Consider the following 17,159-nt stretch of genomic DNA (forward strand, 5'->3'; position numbering starts at 1 on the left):
CAGCGCGGCCACACCACGGCAGGGGCGGTGCCGGTCGCAGGGCTACTCGGCCATGTGCTCGTAGGCGTCGCAGACCTCGTCGGTGGGACCGAGCATGCGCTGCTTGCCCTTCTCGATCCAGCACACGCGGTCGCAGATGCGGCGCACGAGGTCAATGGAGTGGCTCACGAGAAGGACGGTCACGTTGTTAGACGAAACGAGCTCCTTGATGCGCCGCTCGCACTTCTGCTGGAACAGGAAGTCGCCGACGGAGAGCGTCTCGTCCACGATCAGGATGTCGGGCTCTGTCACCGTGGCAATGGCGAACGCAATGCGCGCGACCATGCCGGACGAGTAGTTCTTGAGCGGCATGTCCATGAAGCCCTCGAGCTCGGCGAAGTCGACGATGTCCTGGAAGTGCTCGTCAATGAACTCCTTGCGGTATCCCAGAAGGGCGCCATTCAGGTAGATGTTCTCCTTGGCCGTGAGCTCCATGTCAAAGCCGGCGCCGAGCTCAATGAGCGGGGCGATAGTGCCCCTGACCTTGCAGGTCCCGGTAGTGGGCTCGAGAACGCCTGCGATGATCTTGAGCATCGTCGACTTGCCGGAGCCGTTGGTGCCGACGAGCCCGAACGCCTCGCCGTGCTTGACCTGGAACGATATGCCATCAAGGGCGCGGAACTCCTTGAAGCTCAGCTCGTGCTTCATGAGCGCGATGAAGTACTCCTTCAAGGAGTTGTACTGCTCGGAAGCGATGTTGAAGATCTCGACGACGTTGTCTACGTCTATGACGGTCTCTTGGTCAGGCGTCGGAAGCGACGGGCGCATGAAGTCGGACTCTGAGACGACGAGCACGTACTTGTCCGCAGACATGGAGAACCCATCCGGGTCCTGGGCGTTCACGAACAGGTGATAGTAGCCGGGGCGGTCGGGTGTGAAGGTCCACGACTTAGCCTTGGTGCGCTCCCCGTGGGCGTGAAGGGTTGACTCCCAGGTGCCGTCCTTCCACATGTCGTTTCTCGCCCACATGTAGTCATACTCAAAGCACTCAGGCGGAAACTGGTCGGGCACCGCGGGCCCCTCTTCATGAGGGGTGACCGTCACGGACTCGCCCACGCGAATCTGCGACTGGGAGACCTTCATGGTCACAACCCAATTTGACGGCTTGAATTCGGGCATCAGCGCCTCCCGCTAGATGTAAAGAATGAACTTGTGCTCGTTGTGATGGAAGACCGCATAGCCAATGGCCAAGCTCACAACGGCAAACAACACGGCGGCGACGATAGTGCGCATCGCGGGGCACTGCTGGTAGAGCAGGATGTCGCGAATAAACGTGACATAGATGTACATCGGATTGAAGTTCTCGAACGAGACCATCCAGTCGCTCAGCATGTTCGTCGAGTAGAAGAGCGGCGTGGCGTAGGTCCAAGCGGTCAAGACGACGCTCCACAGATGGATGACGTCGCGGAAGAAGACCGTGGCCGCAGAAAGCAGGAGCGACAGGCCGACGCTGAACAGCGCGAGAAGCGCGACCGCAACGGGAAGCAGCAGAATCCACCAGCTCAGCGGAGTCTGGAAGTAGATCATGACGATGGCGACAGCGATGAGCGAGAAGCCATAGTTGACTAGTGCCGAGAGCACCTTTTGCACCGGGAAGACGATGCGGTTCACCTTGACCTTCTTGAGCAGGCTCGACGCGTCGATGATTGAGCGGAGTCCCTGAGAGGTCGAGTCAGACATCAGAGAGAAGGCCGTGTTGCCCAAGATGAGGTAGAGCGAGTAGTTCGAGATCGTCGGGTCCTTGGCTCCCAAGAACGTAGAGAAGACGACTGTCATGACGATCATCATGAGCAGTGGGTTAAGGACGCTCCACGCAACGCCGAGGACGCTTCTGCGATATTTGAGCTTGAAGTCTTTTGAGACGAGCTCCTTGAGGACATAGAAGTCACGCTGCTTGGGCGGATACCAGGCATCGCGCGCTGAGATGCTCTTCTTCTGCGACTCGTCAGCACTCGCGCTCGTCGGAGTGGTCTCTGCGACACTTGGAGAATGCTTGTCTGAAGCCACCATTCCTCCTGTCGCGGGCGCGTGCGCAGCCTGGACAACGCTGCTCGAAGCCCGCTAGATTTTGGCAATAATCTCTGAAATCCTATCACAGGGAGCGCGCAACCATACAAATGGCAGAGGCAAGAGGCGAGCAAGCGCCCGTGCGCCAACGCCGGCGTGCCAAGTTGCGCGACCTCTGATGCCGCACAACGCGTCGCTGCCAGGTACCGCGACTTCTGATGCCCGCACAACGCGTCGCTGCCAGGTACCGCGACTTCTGATGCTCGCCGCTTGCCACATTGCGCGACTTCTGATGCCATTCTGCCAGGTTGTGCGACTTTTGATGCCCGGTCTGCCAACTTCAGCGACTTTTGCGGCATCAGAAGTCGCTGAAGTTGGCAACGGACAAATGTGCGGGAATGCAAAGAACTTGATCTCCGCACATTGAGGAGTGCCCATGCCTCGGTTCTCAAGCAGACTGCAGAGAAGCATGCAGAAGAACGACGCATCGCTCGTAGCGCTCAAATGGGTCCCACACAACAGTGTGCCCGGCCTCGCCAGCCTCGCATGTCCTCGCTGGGCCTCAGACGACGTGTGGAGATGTCGATTGTCTCGCAATATGATTAAGAGGCTTCCCGCACAGGCGACTCATAGGCGGCGCATAACAGCGTCTCAAAAAAGGGACATGGACATGCTCAAATTCAAGTGGGAAGCCCAACAGATATGAAAAAAGGCGAACCGCCTTGGCTCGCCTCAGTAGGATTCTGGCTCCCCGGGCAGGGTTCGAACCTGCGACACGCTGATTAACAGTCAGCTGCGCTACCACTGCGCCACCGGGGAATGTGTTCGCGCAAGAAAGTATTATACAGTCCCCGACCCATCGTGCAAGGGTAATCCTAAATTTTTTTCTGACGAACTATGAGCTCTCGCATTATTGGTGGAACGGTACTCCACACGAAAGCTCCCTTTCGAGTTTTAGGACTCCAGTACTCAGGGCAATGGGATTTAGCCTGCAGAGAAATCTCATATAGAAGGCCGGCCGAGAAGGGCGCCCCCACTATCCGTAAGCACCGGCTCGTTGCATTCCCGCACGTTAGCGCGCTGCCAAGTTGCGCGACTTTTGCAGCATCAGAGGTCGCGCAACCTGGCAGTCCAGGAATCAGAAGTCGCATAAGTTGGCGGGGCGAGCATCAGAGGTCGCGCAACCTGGCAGGCCGAAGAGCCCGATCGTTGTGTGGGACCGGCGCAGAAATGACCTTGCCCGTCGTGCGGGAGCCGAGGGCGTACCCGCAGGTCGCGGATCGCATCGTGCGGGGATTCGCAGACCGCGCCGAGAAGCCGTCCCATCGTGTGGGACCGCTCTGACCGATTTCTCTCAGTCGTGCGGGGCTTCGGTGCGAACGCGCAGGTAAGGAGGACCGTAGTGCGGATCTGCCACGCTTGGGCATCGCGTGACCCCCACACGATGGGGCAGGAGGCTCGGACTTCCCGCAGCAACCCGCACGACAGGGCTCAAAGCTTGAAGAAGCCGCAGCTAGACGCGCTGGGCGAGAAGGCTACCCCGCACAACGGAGGGGGCCATTTCTTCGCCGGTCCCACACAACGGGAAACTGCCTTCCGTGGCCAGCAGAGCAGGGCTAGGCTAGCTGGCGAGAGAGAAGCTCTCCCAGAGCCACTCCCACAAAGCAGGAGATAATGCTCGAGACGACATAGATCGCCGCTAGACCGTATGCGCCGTCCTCGATAAACCCCGTGCTCTCGAGCGAAAAAGTCGAGAACGTGGTGAATCCGCCACAAACGCCCGTCTTAAGAAGCAGCGTCGCCTGATTCGAAAGGAAGCCCTTGGTAGAGAGCCCCGAGATAAGCCCGATTGCAAAGGCGCCAATCACGTTTGCGAGAAAGGTCGCAAATGGGAAGCTCGTCCCAAAGGGCACGAGCGTGAGCGCGTAGCGAAGCATCGCGCCGATGGCGCCGCCAATACCGACAAGCGCGAAGTTGCCCATAAGCCGTCAGCCTCCCCTTTCGAGAGAACGCCGCTCAAAAAGAGCCCCGAGCGACCAACGGAAGCTCGGGGCTTGCCTTGCAAAAATAGTTAAACGAGAAAACCAAGAAGTGCGAGAAGAAGCTAGGTCTCCCCTAGTCTTCCATGTAGTCTTTCAGGCGACCGGAGCGGCTGGGGTGGCGAAGCTTTGCCAGCGTCTTGCTCTCAATCTGGCGGATGCGCTCGCGCGTGACGCCAAACTCGCGACCGACTTCCTCGAGGGTGCGAGGATGACCGTCCTCAAGGCCAAAGCGGAACTTGATCACCTTTCGCTCGCGGTCGGCAAGACCGTCAAGCACCTGGTCAAGCTGCTCGCGAAGCATCGAGTCTGAGGCAGCGTCGGGCGGCGCCACTGCCGTGGAGTCTTCGATGAAGTCTCCCAGCTGGGAGTCCTCCTCCTCGCCAATGGGCGTCTCCAGCGAGACGGGCTCCTGGCTGATCTTCTGAATCTCGCGCACGCGGTCGGCACTCATGCCCATCTCTTTGCCAATCTCCTCGGGCGTCGGGTCGCGCCCAAGATCCTGCAGCAGCTGGCGCTGCACGCGAATCAGCTTGTTGATGGTCTCGACCATGTGCACCGGGATGCGAATGGTGCGCGCCTGATCGGCGATGGCGCGCGTTATGGCCTGGCGAATCCACCAGGTGGCGTACGTGGAGAACTTGTAGCCCTTGGTGTAGTCGAACTTCTCGACAGCGCGAATCAGGCCGAGGTTGCCCTCCTGAATCAGGTCGAGGAACAGCATGCCGCGACCCACGTAGCGCTTTGCAATGGAGACAACCAAGCGCAGGTTGGCAGAGATAAGCTGCTGCTTCGCGTCCAGGCCCACCTGCTCGATGCGCATGAGTCGACGCTGCTCGGCGCGCAAGAGCTCAAGCTCGCCATTCTCGGCAGCCTCGAGCTTCTCGGTGGCCTCGGTGCCGGCCTGGATCTTCATGGCAAGGTTGACCTCTTCCTGGGCGGTCAGCAGGTCAACCTTGCCGATCTCCTTGAGGTACATGCGCACTGGGTCGCCAGTGAGCATGACGGTAGAGGTGTCCTGGCGGTGTGCGCGGGCGCGGCTCGAGCGCTTGGGCTTGGAGACCTTGGCCTTGGGAACGGAGCGCAAAGCCTCCTTCACGGCCTTTGCCTCGCTGACGGGCTCGGAGTCTTCGTCGTCCTCGTCGCCCATCGAGTCTTCCTCGTCGCCGAAGTCGTCGCTAAAGTCATCATCGTCGTCGCCGGAAGCGTCAGAGTCGCCACCAAAGACCGAAGTGTCAACCTCACCGGACGAGACAATTTCGACGCCCTTTGCGCGAATGGCGTTGTAGACGTCAGAAAGCTCGGTGTCATCGACATCAACGTCGCGAAGCGCAACCTGGATGTCGTCCTCGCTGACGCTGCCGCCCGACTTGGATGACAGCGTTACAAGACTCTCGACGGCAGCGTTGAGCTCATCAGACAGCTTGACGACGTCTTTGGACTTCTTTGTAGCAGCCAAGTTTTTCCCTTCGACGCAATATTCTGAAGAAGTTTACCCGTTACTCAGAACTTTCAACCCCAGAAAGCTTATTTGAAAGTTGATTCGCACGTTTCTGAAGATTCGTCGCCTCCTCGAAGAGCTCCTCCGACCCTTCCTCAGAGGGCGAGAAGCCCCTGTTGGACATCTTTGAGCGAATCTCGCGGATGCGCCGGCGAACCGAGTAGAGCTCGACGGTATCGACGAGAAACTCCGCCTTCTTCTTCGTTGACATCTCAGCGTTTGAGATGGACACCACGCGCCCAGACGAGAGCACCTCAGGAGCCGCAGGCTCAAGTGCAGTAGCTGCGGCAACGACGTCGGCAGGAGAGGTTCCGTCGGGAGTCGAGAGCATTGCCCACGCCATTGTCTCGTGGCGCGAGTCGGTCCACGACACGTCGGCGAGGCGGTCGGCAAAGGGCCGGACGGCGTCGGGCGAGGCGGCGAGGAGCGAGAGAAGCTCGCGCTCGGCGTCAAACGCGCGTCGCTCGCTTGAAGAGATGGGGCCGGACGCGACCTCTGCCATCGACGCTTCGGGCGCGGAGCTCGCGGAAATGATGACGGGCGCTCCCCCATCCTCCGCGTCAAACGGCACGTAGTCATCGGGCGTTGGACTGTAGCCCTCATTGGGCGAGCCTCCCTGATCGTACGCTCCATTGCCGCCAGCAGTTACGCCGCCGGCAGCCAAGCTCGAGCCAGCTCCCGTGCCATAGCCTTGCGAACGGCCCGTATGGCCTCCCTGCCCGCTCGCATGACGCACGGAGGAGCTGCGGGCATACGACCGCTCGTCATCGTCCCTGATTGGCTTCTCGCGGATAGTGCGCTTCGTCTGCTCCACGTCCATGCCAAGCGCGTCGGCAAGCTGCGTCGCATAGCCGTCGAGCAGCACCGAGTTCTTAAGCGGGGCCAAGACCTGCGCCATCTCGTCAAGCGCATGGACGCGCTTTCCGGGAGACGAAAGATCGTAGCTCGCAAGCCTCTTGGCAAAGACGAAGTCCATCAGGGGGTCGGCGTTGTTGAGCGCCTCCTGCATGTCCTCTGGGCTGTGCGAGGAGAGAAACTCCATAGGGTCTTGCCCGCCGGGGAGCACGACGCACATCATGGACGCCTGCGTCTTGTCAATGAACTGCACCGCTCGCTCGGCAGCGCGCTGACCAGCCTCGTCGCCGTCAAACATGCAAATGATCTGGCTCACGCGCTGGCGCTCCATCAGGCGGATGTGGTCGATCCTGAAGGCCGTGCCCAGCGCGGCGACGGCATTGGTGAATCCCGCCTCGTGCATGGCGATGACGTCCGTATAGCCCTCGCAGACGATCGCCGTGCCGGTTGCCGCCATCGAGGACTTCGCGCGGTCGTAGGCAAAGAGGTGCTTACCCTTGTTGAAGACCGTGGTGTCGCGCGTGTTCAGGTACTTGGGGGCGTTCTCGGCCTTCCTGATGATGCGCCCTCCAAAGGCAATCGTACGGCCCTGCTCATCATGGATGGGGAACATCACGCGATCGTAGAACCAGTCGGAGAGCCGACCGTTCCTCTCGACCGCCAGGTTGGCCGCAATCATCTCTTTGGGCGAGTACCCCTGGGAGCGCAGATACGCCACAAGCGCTCCGCGACCAGGGGCAAAGCCCAGATTCCAGCGGCGGCAGACGTCAGAGCCAAAGCCGCGCCCGGCAAGGTAGTGCCTAGCGGCGTCTGGCTCGGAACCGCGGCCGCGCATGAGCATGGTGTGGAAGTAGTTGTCAGCGCACTCGAGCTCCTGAAGAAGCCGGCTCTTCTTAGGGCCGCTTTGCGCGCGGCTGTCCTCGTGAAGGTCGATGCCCGCGCGGTCGGCCAGGTAGCGAATCGAGTCGGGAAACGAGAGGTTCTCGCGCTTCATCACGTACTTGAAGACGTCGCCGCCCTCGCTGCACGCGCCAAAGCAGTGCCAAAGGCCGGTAGCTGGGTCAACCTTGAACGACGGGGTCTTCTCCTTGTGGAAGGGGCAGCATCCCCAGAACTCGCGGCCGCGCTGCTTGAGCTCGACCGTCTCGCCCACAAGCGCAACGATGTCGGTGGCTTGGCGCACGCGTTCCTTGTCTTCGTCACTGATCATGCGCTCACCTCCACAGAGCCGTCACCCAAGTTATCTCTTACCCACGCAATGTTCCCGAGAACAGTGCGCTCAAGCTCCGCGAGCGAGTCAAATCGGCGAGAAGGGCGAAGCTTCTCGAGAAAGACCACGCGCGCGGATGCGCCGTAGATGTCCCCAGAGAAGCCGATCAGGTTTGCCTCGAGCATGGCTCGGTCCTTCGTCTTGAAGCTGGGAGGTGTCCCCACGTTGATTGCGGCGGGCCAGGCGCGGCCGTCCAAGACGAAGTAGCCGGCATAGACGGCGTTGGCCGGAATGCAGTCCCACGGGTCGAGCGTCACGTTTGCCGTTGGAAATCCAAACGAGGTGCCTTCTCCCCTGCCGTGCTCGACGCGACCGCTGACGTAGTGGGCTCGGTCAAGGAGCTCGGCCGCGCCGGCAACGTCGCCCTTGCGCAGAAGTGCGCGCGTGCGCGTGGACGAGACGGGACGTCCCCCAAAGGTCACGAGGTCGTGCCCTGTGACGTCAAAGCCATGCTCCTTGCCCAAGGCGGCCATGGCGGCGGGAGTTCCCGCCCCCTTCGCGCCAAAGCGGAAGTTGGAGCCAACGTGAAGCGAAACCGGACGCACAAGCGATCCGAGCACGTCCAAGAGATAGCGGTCATAGGCGATTGCGGCAAACTCGCGCGAGAAGCGATGCACCACCAGCGCATCAGCGCCACAGGACGCAAGCGAGCGGATGCGCTCCCTCGTCGGAAGCAGCCTCTCCTGAGGATGCTCAAGGAGAACCTCAGAAGGGTCGGGGTCAAAGGTCACAGCCACGAGAGGAACGCCACGACCCTTTGCGTCTTGGGCCGCAGCGTCGAGAAGCGCGCGATGGCCAAGGTGAAGGCCGTCGAACGACCCCAATGCGCACACGGCAGGGACGCCGGGGCCAAGCGAGCAGTCGGAAAGCTTGTAGACAAGAGCCTCCCCCGCCTGCTCGGGAGCTGGAAGCGAAGCGGCGGAGAAGACAGAGCTGCCCACGACCTTAGACGCCATGGCGCGCGAGAGCGGCCAAGAGGGCCGCGCCCAGGTGGGCCCAGCCTCAAACGGACGGCTTGTCATGAGCGCACCCCCACAATTCCGCGAGGGAAGTTTACGTCGGAGCGAAGCCGACCATGATCCTCGTGCCACACGCCAAAGAGGCTGCCATCACGAACTAGCGAGACGCGCTCGCCAGATCGTGGCTCGCGCTTCTCGCCGTCCATGCCTGACACCACGCCGGCCTCGAGGGCCTTTCCGTTCATGGCCCACGAGACCTCCTCCTGAGAGAGCTGCCTCAGCGGCAGACCCAGGGACCGCGCGGGGTCAAGGGCATGGGCAAGGAGCTCGTCTGGAGAGGCAGCGCTGTCGATGGCGTCGAGCTTCAGGCAGTCCTCGACGGCAATCGCGCCCGAGCGAAGGCGCCTGAGCTCGCCAAGGTGCGCCGCGCTCCCTGCACGACGGCCGAGGTCCCTAGCCAATGCCCTGACGTAGGTGCCCTTGGAGACTTCGAAGTCGCAGACCCACGCGAGCGCGCCAGGGGCATAGCGAGACTCCACGAGCGTTGCAGAATAGACGGTGATGCGCCGTGCCGCGAGGTCGGGAGCCTTGCCCTTGCGCGCAAGCGCATATGATCGCTGGCCGTTGACAGAAATGGCAGAGTACGCAGGAGGAACCTGGTCCTGCTCCCCCACAAAAGACGCGAGAAGCTCGCGCGCCACCGACTCGTCGGCAAGACGCTGGGGGATGGGAGACGCAACCGTAGGGGCACCTTCCCCGTCATCGGTGTCAGTCTCGCAGCCAAAGACGACGACGGCGCGATAGAGCTTTCGCTCTGCCGTCATGAGGCCCATCAGGCGCGTCGCCTGGCCGACGCCCACGACCATGACGCCCGAGGCGGCAGGGTCCAGCGTGCCGGCATGGCCGACGCGCTTCTCGCCCATCGCGCGGCGCACGTGGTTCACCACGTCATGGCTCGTAATCCCGCAGGGCTTGTCTATGCCGAGGAGGGCGTCTATGCCCGACTCGCCGCGCTTCACGCAGTTGCACCCCCGGCAGTCTTGTCGTCCGTCGCTTCGGGATAGAGCGCCTCGAGCCTAGGCAGCACCTGGGAAAACACCTCGTCCACTGTCCCGTCGAGCGTGAAGCCCGCGGCCGCGGCGTGGCCTCCCCCGCCAAGCTCGCGAGCAATGACGGAGATGTCGTGGTCGGTCTTGGCGCGAAGGTTTCCGCGAACCTTTCCGCCGTCGACCTCCTTCAGGAACAGGGCAATCTCTGCCCCGTCGATGGAGCGCACGAAATCGATGAGGCCGTCCAGCTCGTCAAGGGTCACCCCAGCGTCCGCGATGTCTTTGGCCGTGGCATAGCTGTAGGCGATCTTGCCGCCAGAATAGGTGGTGATGCGCGCCATGACCTTGGCTGCCAGGTGCACATAGGCAAGTCGGTTTGACTGGTAGACGTGAAGCGACACGTCAGAAGGAGACGCGCCCGCCTCGACGAGCATGGCCGCCGTCTCGAATGCCTCGCCGTCGGCGTTCTGGAATTGGAAGCGGCCCGTGTCGGTGACGAGAGCGCAGAGAAGGTTCTGGGCAATCGTCGGCGTCATCTCGTGCGCAACGTTGAGGCAAAACTCCGAGATGATGACGCCCGTGGCAGCCGCGTCGGGACGAACGACGCCCGCGTCCCAGTATTGGTCGGAGCCGGGATGGTGGTCGAAGACAGCGATCTTTTTTGAGCGATCCATGACCGCCTTGGCGTCCGCCAGGCGCGAGGCCTGGGAGAGGTCGACGCAGATGAAGAGGTCGGGATCGACGGCATAGTCATCTACATGCACAAACGTGCCGCTTCCCGGAAGAAAGCGATAGATGCGCGGGACGGGGTCAGGGTCGGCCAAGAGGTTTGTGACCCGCTTGCCAGGCCAGACGTTGCGAATGACCTCGGCCAAGGCAAGGCCGGAGCCGATTGCGTCGCCGTCAGGAGAGGTATGCGCGCAGATGGCAATCGTGTTTGCGTCAGCAATCATGGTTGCCACCTGCTTGAAGTGCTCCGCCTGCTCCAGATATCCAGAAACCTTCATCAATGCTGTTCCCTACTTGGAGTCGCCGTCCTCGCCGGCATTGCTTGCGATGCCAGCGTCGGCGTCTCCGTCGGTATCAGAGTCGTCCTCGCCCTGCGCCTCCTGCGCAGGGGCGATTGGATAGCCGTCCTCGTCCTTCTCGACAGAGAGCGTGGGCGGCACGTTCTCGAGCGCACGAGAGATGCGCTCGGCCTCGTCGGTCGTCGTGTCGATCTTGAAGATAAGCTCGGGGGTCACGCGCCAGCCGAGAGCATGGCCGAGAAGCGAGCGAATGCGCCCATGCGCGCGGTCGAGGGCCGCGGAGACTTCCTCGTATCGGGAGGCGTCGCAGCTCACGTAGGCGCGCATGACCGACTTGTCGACCGACACCTCAACGCCCGTCACCGTCACGAGCATGAGGTCGGGATCAGAGATCTCAAACAGCAGGATGTTCGCGAGCTTCTCGCGCGCGATCTCGTTGTTCCTGCGCGAATACTGGTTTTGCTTCATGCTGGCCCTGCTTTACTCGGTACGAGCGACCTCTTCGATGCGATAGGCCTCGATCTGGTCGCCGGGGTGGATGTCCTGGAAGTTCTCGAGGCCGATGCCGCACTCAAAGCCCGCCTTTACGCTCTTCACGTCGTCCTTGAAGCGCCTGAGCGAGGCGATCTTGCCCTCGTAGACGACGATGCCGTCGCGCACGAGGCGAACCTGGTCGTCGCGGGAGACCTCGCCCTCGGAGACCATGCAGCCGGCTGCGATGCCCACCTTGGGGACCTTGAAGGTCTCGCGGACCTCGGCGATGCCAGTCTGGACCTCCTGCTCGGTCGGCTTCAGCATGCCGATACGAGCGGCGTCGATATCCTCGATTGCCTTGTAGATGACGCTATAGGTACGTATCTCGACGCCTTCGCGCTCGGCCGCCGCGCGAGCCTTGGCATCCGGGCGCACGCCGAAGCCGATGATGATGGCGTTTGAGGCGTCCGCCAAGGTGACGTCGGTCTCGGTGATGGCGCCGACCGCGGAGTGAATCGTGTTGATGCGCACCTCGGACTGGTCCATCTTGTCGAGCGAGTCCTGAAGAGCCTCGATGGAGCCCTGGACGTCGGCCTTGATGATGAGGTTGAGCTCCTTGACGTCGGCGTCTGCCATGGTGTCGAAGAGGTTCTCGAGGGTGACGTGCTTCACCTTGTTCTGCTCCTCGATGCGAGCCTTGAGCGCGCGCTGGTCTGCCAGCTCTCGGGCGTCACGGTCGTCCTGGAAGACGCGGAACTCGTCGCCTGCCATAGGAACGCTCTGCAGGCCCAAGATCTCGACAGGGTCGGACGGACCGGCAGCCTCGACGGTGTTGCCCTTCGGGTCGAGCATCGCGCGGACACGGCCATACGACATGCCAGCGACAATGGCGTCGCCCACGTGCAGGGTGCCGCGCGTGACGAGCACCGTCGCGACCGAGCCGCGGCCGCGGTCGAGCTTGGCCTCAAGGACGTTGCCCGACGCAAAGGTGTCGGGGTTGGCCTTGAGCTCGAGGACGTCGGCCTCGAGAAGGACGGTCTCGAGCAGCTCGTCGATGCCGATCTTTTTCTTCGCGGATATGTCGACGAACATGTTCTGCCCGCCCCACTCCTCGGGGATGATGCCGTACTCGGTCAGCTCCTGGCGGACGCGCTGGGGGTCGGCGCCGGGCTTATCGATCTTGTTAACGGCCACGATGATCGGCACGTTGGCTGCCTTTGCGTGGTTGATTGACTCGACGGTCTGGGGCATGACGCCGTCGTCTGCAGCGACAATCAGAATGACGATGTCGGTTACCTTGGCGCCACGAGCGCGCATGGCAGTGAAGGTCTCGTGACCAGGAGTGTCGATGAAGGTGATCTTGCGGCCGTTGATGGTGACCTGCGAGGCGCCGATAGCCTGCGTGATGCCGCCGGCCTCGCCCTCGGCAACGCCCGTGTGACGGATGGCGTCCAGAAGCGACGTCTTGCCGTGGTCGACGTGACCCATGACGGTGACCACAGGCGGGCGGGGCTTGAGGTCCTTTGGGTCGTCGTAGAAGGTGAAGGAGTTCTCCTCCTCCTTGGTCATGATCTTGACGTCGCGGCCGAGGTCGTCGGCAACGAGCTCGATGAGGTCGTCTGACATCGACTCGGTGAGCGTAAGCGGGTTGCCAAGAAGGAAGAGGCGCTTGATGATGTCGTTTGCGGGAACGTTCAGAAGCTCGGCCAGCTCGGCGACCGTGGAGCCCTGGGGCACCTTGACGGTGTCAAGCTGCGAGAGGTCCTGGTCGTTTGCGATGGCCTCCTCGATGCGCTTTTCCTCCGCGGCCTCCTTGGCCTGCTTCTGGCGACGCTCCTTGCGGCGGCGACGGCGTCCGGTGGATTCGCGGGTTGCCTCCTCGACGGCCTCGCGGGCCTCGTCCAGGACGCGGCTACGGTTGTAGGCCTCGGCCTCGCGGGCCATGCGGCTGTAGCGATCCTCGCCTTCCTCGCCACGCCTCGAGTTCTTGCGGTTCCTGCGGTTGCCACGGCCCTCGTTGCGAGAGTCGCCACGGCCGCCGTCACGACCACCGACGTTAGGCATGGGCTGGTCGTTGACGTGAGAGGCAACGCTGCGGCGCTCGGCGTTGCGCGAGCGAGACTCCTCGCGCTGGCGCTCGCGGCGGCCCTGGCTCTCCGCCTTCTTCTTGGCGGCCTCCTCGGACTGACGCTTGAGCACCTCTTCCTGCTGCGCGATCTGGTCAAGCAGCGAGGTGAAGGATGGCACCGACTTGGGGGCGTTGTCGTGCACGCGGTTGCGCTCTGCCTCTTCGGCCTCGCGGCGCTTGCGCTCTTCCTCGCGGCGCTTGCGCTCCTCATCGCGGCGCTTGCGCTCCTCCTCGCGGCGCTTGCGGTCGGCCTCGGCCTCGCGGCGCTTGCGCTCCTCCTCGGCGCGCTCGGCCTCGCGGCGCTTCTCGGCAGCGATGCGCTCCTTCTCGGCCTGCTCGGCAGCGGCCTTAGCCTCCTCTTCGGCGGCCTTCTTCTCGGCCTCCTCGGCTGCCTTGATCTCTGCGGAGCGAGCCTGGAGGATGGGCTCGAGCTTCTTGCGGACGATGGACACATAGGCGTCCTCGAGCGTGGAAGTAGCCGACTTCGCCGGGATCTTCATGCCGGCGAGGAAGTCGAGCATCTCCTTGCTCGTCATTCCGAATTCCTTGGCGAGGTCATGTACGCGAGTTTTGGCCATGTGACCAACCTTCCATATTCACGGGCGGCCGAGCCGTCCGGGCTAGGTGCAGAACAGAGTGCGCCGGGGCGACTGCGCCGTCCCGGCTGGTAGAGCTATATGAGCGAGTCGGGGTCGTCGGTGATCTCGGCGTTCATGACCTTCTCATGAATGCCGCAGTAGCGAGAGCCTGGGCGAGCCATATTGCGGCAGCGAACGCCATTCTCGCCAACGAACTCGCAGCGATGCTGCTCGCCGTCGGCCTCGGGCTCGTCCTCCTCGGCAGCAGTAGGCAGCTCGGACATGATGCTCGCCGCCAGCGACTCGTTCTTGATGTCGATGTGCATGCCGGTAAGGCGCGCGGCCAGGCGGGCGTTCTGGCCCTCCTTGCCGATGGCCAAAGACAGCTGGTCGTCAGGGACGATGACGGTCGCATGACCGCGATCGTGAGGATCGTCGGAGTTCTCCGACGGCTGGATGATTACGCGAGTGACGCGAGCAGGCGAAAGGGCGTTGGCAACGCAGCGCGCAGGGTCATCGGACCAAGGCACAACGTCCACGCGCTCGCCGCGGAGCTCGGACACAACCGTGCGGACGCGGCTGCCCTTAGGACCAACGCAGGCGCCCACGGGGTCAAGGTGCGGGTCGTTGGAAGAGACGGCGACCTTCGAGCGAATGCCAGGGTCACGAGCGATGGAGTGGATCTCGACGACGCCGTCGTAGACCTCGGGGACCTCGAGCTCGAAGAGCCTGCGAATCAGGTTGGGATCGGTGCGCGAGACCACGATGGGCGGGCGCTGGCGCTCGCCACGAACCGCAGGCTGCACGGTATTGGGGTCGCGAACGTCGATGATGATGGCGCGCAGGCGCTGGTTGTGAGCATAGCGCTCGCCAGCCGGACGCTCGTTGCGCTCCTCGGGGTGACGGCGAAGGTCAAAGTGCGGAAGCTCCGCCTCGACGCCCTCGCGAATCTTGATGATCGTGAAGTCGGGCGTGGACTGAAGAACCGTGCCCGTGATGATGTCGCCAATGCGCTGCGAGAACTCCTCGTAGATTTGCGCGCGAGCGGCATTTCTTACGATGTCGCGAATCTCCATCTTCGCGTGCTGGGCCGCAATACGGGAGGTGTCGGCGGGAGTCACGTCGACCTCGTCGAACTCCGTGTACTCGTCCGTCTCGGGGTCGTAGGACTCCTCCTTCGGAACGAGCTCATAGACGTAGACGTTGCCCGTGGTGCGATCGATTGTGACGCGTGCACCAAAGGGCAGGTGAAGGACGTCGGCGTAGCTCTTCGCAAGGGACTGCTCCAAGCGGTCCAGCAGGTAGAGCTCGTCGATGTGCTTCTCTTGGCAAAGCTCCATCAGAGCTTCCATCATCTCAGATGCCATAGCCAGTTTCCCTTTCTTTCTTATCGCCCGCCCTTGGGCGCCTTCTTGCCCAAGGAGTCGAAGTTCGGTTTGATGGTGCAGCTGCGCACCTGGTCGAGCGGGATGTTGACCTGCTCGCCGTCAACCTCGAGGTTGACCATGCCGTCCTGCTCGGTATAGCCAAGAAGCTTGCCCGTGTAGCGACGGCGTCCCTCCGTTGCGGTTGTGGAGAGAGCGACGGTGTTGCCGGCGAAGCGCTCGAAGTCATGGGGACGACGAAGCGGGCGCGCCATGCCCGGCGAGGACACCTCGAGCGTAAACGAGCCCTCGATGGGGTCAAGCTCGTCAAGCGCGTCGGAGATCCAGCCGGTCTCCTGCGCAACCTCGTCGAGCGAGATGGTCGGCGCCCCCTCGTCAGCATGATCTATGCGCACGCGGACGCAGGGAGACTTCTGCGCCCCGACAACCTCGACGTCGACGATGTCGATGCCATGTTCGGGCGCCCTTGACTCAAGCGCCTCAAGCACGGTCGTGCGAACGTCCTTGGTATCCATCGCCCTCCTCGGCCTTGGGTCTGCTCCTTCGGTTGCAGGGCGCAGACACATACAGAAAGGAAGCGGGGCGAGAAACTCCACCCCACTTCCCAAACGGAACGAATCAACTGCGTGAATAGTTTAGGCATGGTATTTGCGACTGTCAAGAAATCCCAGTTTGCTCCATAAGTGGGCACGGACCCGCGCGACGGGAGAGGCTTCCCGCCGCCATCTTGAGCGAGCTCTGACGCTCCACGCATTCGTCCGCGGCACCCACGGCCGCCAGGTTGCGCGACTTCTGATGCCCACACGGCTGCTGCGGCGCGCCCGCTGCCAGGTTGCGCGAGTTCTGATGCCCGACCCTGCCAAGTAATGCGACTTCTGATGCCCGTTTTGCCAAGTTGCGCGACCTCTGATGCTCGCACGATGGGTGCTGCCAGGTTGCGCGACCTCTGATGCCCGAGCCTGCCAGGTTGTGCGACCTCTGATGCCCGACCTGCCACCTTCCGCGACTTCTGATGCTGCAAAAGTCGCGCAACCTGGCACCGGCGCGTCGTGTGGGGCTGCAAAAGAAATGATGACGCCAATGTGTGGGGCGCACTTCTCGCCCGGCTCGTCTACCTGCGGCTTCTCAGCGGGTCGATTCCCATCGTGCGGATCTCCGTAGGAGGCGCGCAGGGCCGCTCCCATCGTGTGGGGCTCGCGCGCTGCCCAAGCCCGGCAGACCCACACGACGCGCTCTCCTACCTGCGCATTCCCGCCGTAGCCCCACACAACGGAGAGGCGTCTGTCGCGACCGACCCACACGACGGAGTGGCGCTTCGGCACGAACCGCGAGTCCCCGCACGACGCAATCCGCGACCTGCGGGAACGTGGCAGACCCCCGCACGACGGGACGGGTCGATTCTGCGACGGTCCCACACAATGGAAGGGCAATGGGAGAGCCACGGGAGGCAGCCCCACGGCTGCCAAGTTATGCGACCTCTGATGCCCGCACGATGGGTGCTGCCAAGTTATGCGATTTCTGATGCTCGCCCCTGACAAGTTATGCGACTTCTGATGCCGGTTTTGCCAGGTTGTGCGACTTCTGATGCCCGGACTGCCAGGTTGCGCGACTTTTGCGACATCAGAGGTCGCGCAAGCTGGCAGGGGCTCGCGCAGGGCGCCAGCGCCACCGCATGGAAAGAGAGAAGCGGCGACCGGTCTTCGGTAAATCTCCCCCTACAACTCGAAGACCGGCCGCCATAAATACAAAGTACCAGAAAAACGATATAAAATGCGCGCAAAGACGCCTATCTACGCCAAGGCCCGGGAAGCAATCCCCCTGAGGAGCACATGCGAGGCTCTCTTACG

Annotated in this window: 12 protein-coding genes and 1 tRNA gene; all 13 read right to left on the minus strand. The window is 62.5% G+C overall.

Annotated elements, in window-relative coordinates; translation table 11 throughout:
- Positions 1-42: 42 nt before the first annotated feature.
- Complete coding sequence (locus ACOYJL_RS01800; protein ID WP_433568493.1) at positions 43-1,158, minus strand: ABC transporter ATP-binding protein; 1,116 nt, start codon at positions 1,156-1,158, stop codon at positions 43-45.
- Positions 1,159-1,170: 12 nt separating this feature from the next.
- Positions 1,171-2,046 carry an ABC transporter permease gene (locus ACOYJL_RS01805; RefSeq protein WP_433568494.1) on the minus strand — a complete coding sequence of 292 codons (876 nt, stop codon included), beginning with the start codon at positions 2,044-2,046 and terminating at the stop codon, positions 1,171-1,173.
- Positions 2,047-2,790: 744 nt separating this feature from the next.
- Positions 2,791-2,865, minus strand: a tRNA-Asn gene (locus ACOYJL_RS01810).
- A 797-nt stretch (positions 2,866-3,662) separates the two neighbouring features.
- A complete protein-coding gene (crcB, locus tag ACOYJL_RS01815) occupies positions 3,663-4,028 on the minus strand; it encodes a fluoride efflux transporter CrcB (RefSeq protein ID WP_433568495.1) in 366 nt (121 codons plus the stop codon).
- A 133-nt stretch (positions 4,029-4,161) separates the two neighbouring features.
- Positions 4,162-5,544, minus strand: a complete 1,383-nt coding sequence (gene rpoD / locus ACOYJL_RS01820; protein ID WP_433568496.1) for an RNA polymerase sigma factor RpoD — start codon at positions 5,542-5,544, stop codon at positions 4,162-4,164.
- A gap of 40 nt (positions 5,545-5,584) precedes the next feature.
- A complete protein-coding gene (gene dnaG, locus ACOYJL_RS01825) occupies positions 5,585-7,651 on the minus strand; it encodes a DNA primase (RefSeq protein WP_433568497.1) in 2,067 nt (688 codons plus the stop codon).
- Positions 7,648-8,733: a riboflavin biosynthesis protein RibF gene (gene ribF, locus ACOYJL_RS01830; protein WP_433568498.1), complete on the minus strand. Its 1,086-nt coding sequence runs from the start codon at positions 8,731-8,733 to the stop codon at positions 7,648-7,650. Before ribF ends, dnaG begins: the two co-directional genes overlap by 4 nt.
- Positions 8,730-9,689 carry a tRNA pseudouridine(55) synthase TruB gene (truB, locus tag ACOYJL_RS01835; RefSeq protein ID WP_433568499.1) on the minus strand — a complete coding sequence of 320 codons (960 nt, stop codon included), beginning with the start codon at positions 9,687-9,689 and terminating at the stop codon, positions 8,730-8,732. The genes ribF and truB overlap by 4 nt, the downstream gene beginning before the upstream one ends.
- Positions 9,686-10,726, minus strand: a complete 1,041-nt coding sequence (locus ACOYJL_RS01840) for a DHH family phosphoesterase (protein WP_433568500.1) — start codon at positions 10,724-10,726, stop codon at positions 9,686-9,688. Before ACOYJL_RS01840 ends, truB begins: the two co-directional genes overlap by 4 nt.
- A gap of 12 nt (positions 10,727-10,738) precedes the next feature.
- Positions 10,739-11,215, minus strand: coding sequence for a 30S ribosome-binding factor RbfA (gene rbfA, locus ACOYJL_RS01845; protein ID WP_433568501.1), 477 nt, complete (start codon positions 11,213-11,215; stop codon positions 10,739-10,741).
- Positions 11,216-11,227: 12 nt separating this feature from the next.
- The gene (gene infB / locus ACOYJL_RS01850) at positions 11,228-13,927 is read right to left on the minus strand and encodes a translation initiation factor IF-2 (protein ID WP_433568502.1); all 2,700 of its coding nucleotides are present in this window, start codon (positions 13,925-13,927) and stop codon (positions 11,228-11,230) included.
- A gap of 95 nt (positions 13,928-14,022) precedes the next feature.
- Positions 14,023-15,294: a transcription termination factor NusA gene (gene nusA, locus ACOYJL_RS01855; protein ID WP_433568503.1), complete on the minus strand. Its 1,272-nt coding sequence runs from the start codon at positions 15,292-15,294 to the stop codon at positions 14,023-14,025.
- Between the two features lie 20 nt (positions 15,295-15,314).
- Positions 15,315-15,827 carry a ribosome maturation factor RimP gene (gene rimP / locus ACOYJL_RS01860; protein WP_433568504.1) on the minus strand — a complete coding sequence of 171 codons (513 nt, stop codon included), beginning with the start codon at positions 15,825-15,827 and terminating at the stop codon, positions 15,315-15,317.
- Positions 15,828-17,159: the final 1,332 nt, after the last annotated feature.

The sequence above is a fragment of the Tractidigestivibacter sp. genome, from assembly GCF_050946515.1.
In the GTDB taxonomy this organism is placed as follows: Bacteria; Actinomycetota; Coriobacteriia; order Coriobacteriales; family Atopobiaceae; genus Tractidigestivibacter.

Bases quoted from the DNA above. Each gene is read 5' to 3' on its own strand.
- ACOYJL_RS01800 (WP_433568493.1), bottom strand. From the start codon at position 1,158: ATGCCCGAATTCAAGCCGTCAAATTGGGTTGTGACCATGAAGGTCTCC.
- crcB (WP_433568495.1), bottom strand. From the start codon at position 4,028: ATGGGCAACTTCGCGCTTGTCGGTATTGGCGGCGCCATCGGCGCGATG.
- dnaG (WP_433568497.1), bottom strand. From the start codon at position 7,651: ATGATCAGTGACGAAGACAAGGAACGCGTGCGCCAAGCCACCGACATC.
- ribF (WP_433568498.1), bottom strand. From the start codon at position 8,733: ATGACAAGCCGTCCGTTTGAGGCTGGGCCCACCTGGGCGCGGCCCTCT.
- ACOYJL_RS01840 (WP_433568500.1), bottom strand. From the start codon at position 10,726: ATGAAGGTTTCTGGATATCTGGAGCAGGCGGAGCACTTCAAGCAGGTG.
- rbfA (WP_433568501.1), bottom strand. From the start codon at position 11,215: ATGAAGCAAAACCAGTATTCGCGCAGGAACAACGAGATCGCGCGCGAG.
- infB (WP_433568502.1), bottom strand. From the start codon at position 13,927: ATGGCCAAAACTCGCGTACATGACCTCGCCAAGGAATTCGGAATGACG.
- nusA (WP_433568503.1), bottom strand. From the start codon at position 15,294: ATGGCATCTGAGATGATGGAAGCTCTGATGGAGCTTTGCCAAGAGAAG.
- rimP (WP_433568504.1), bottom strand. From the start codon at position 15,827: ATGGATACCAAGGACGTTCGCACGACCGTGCTTGAGGCGCTTGAGTCA.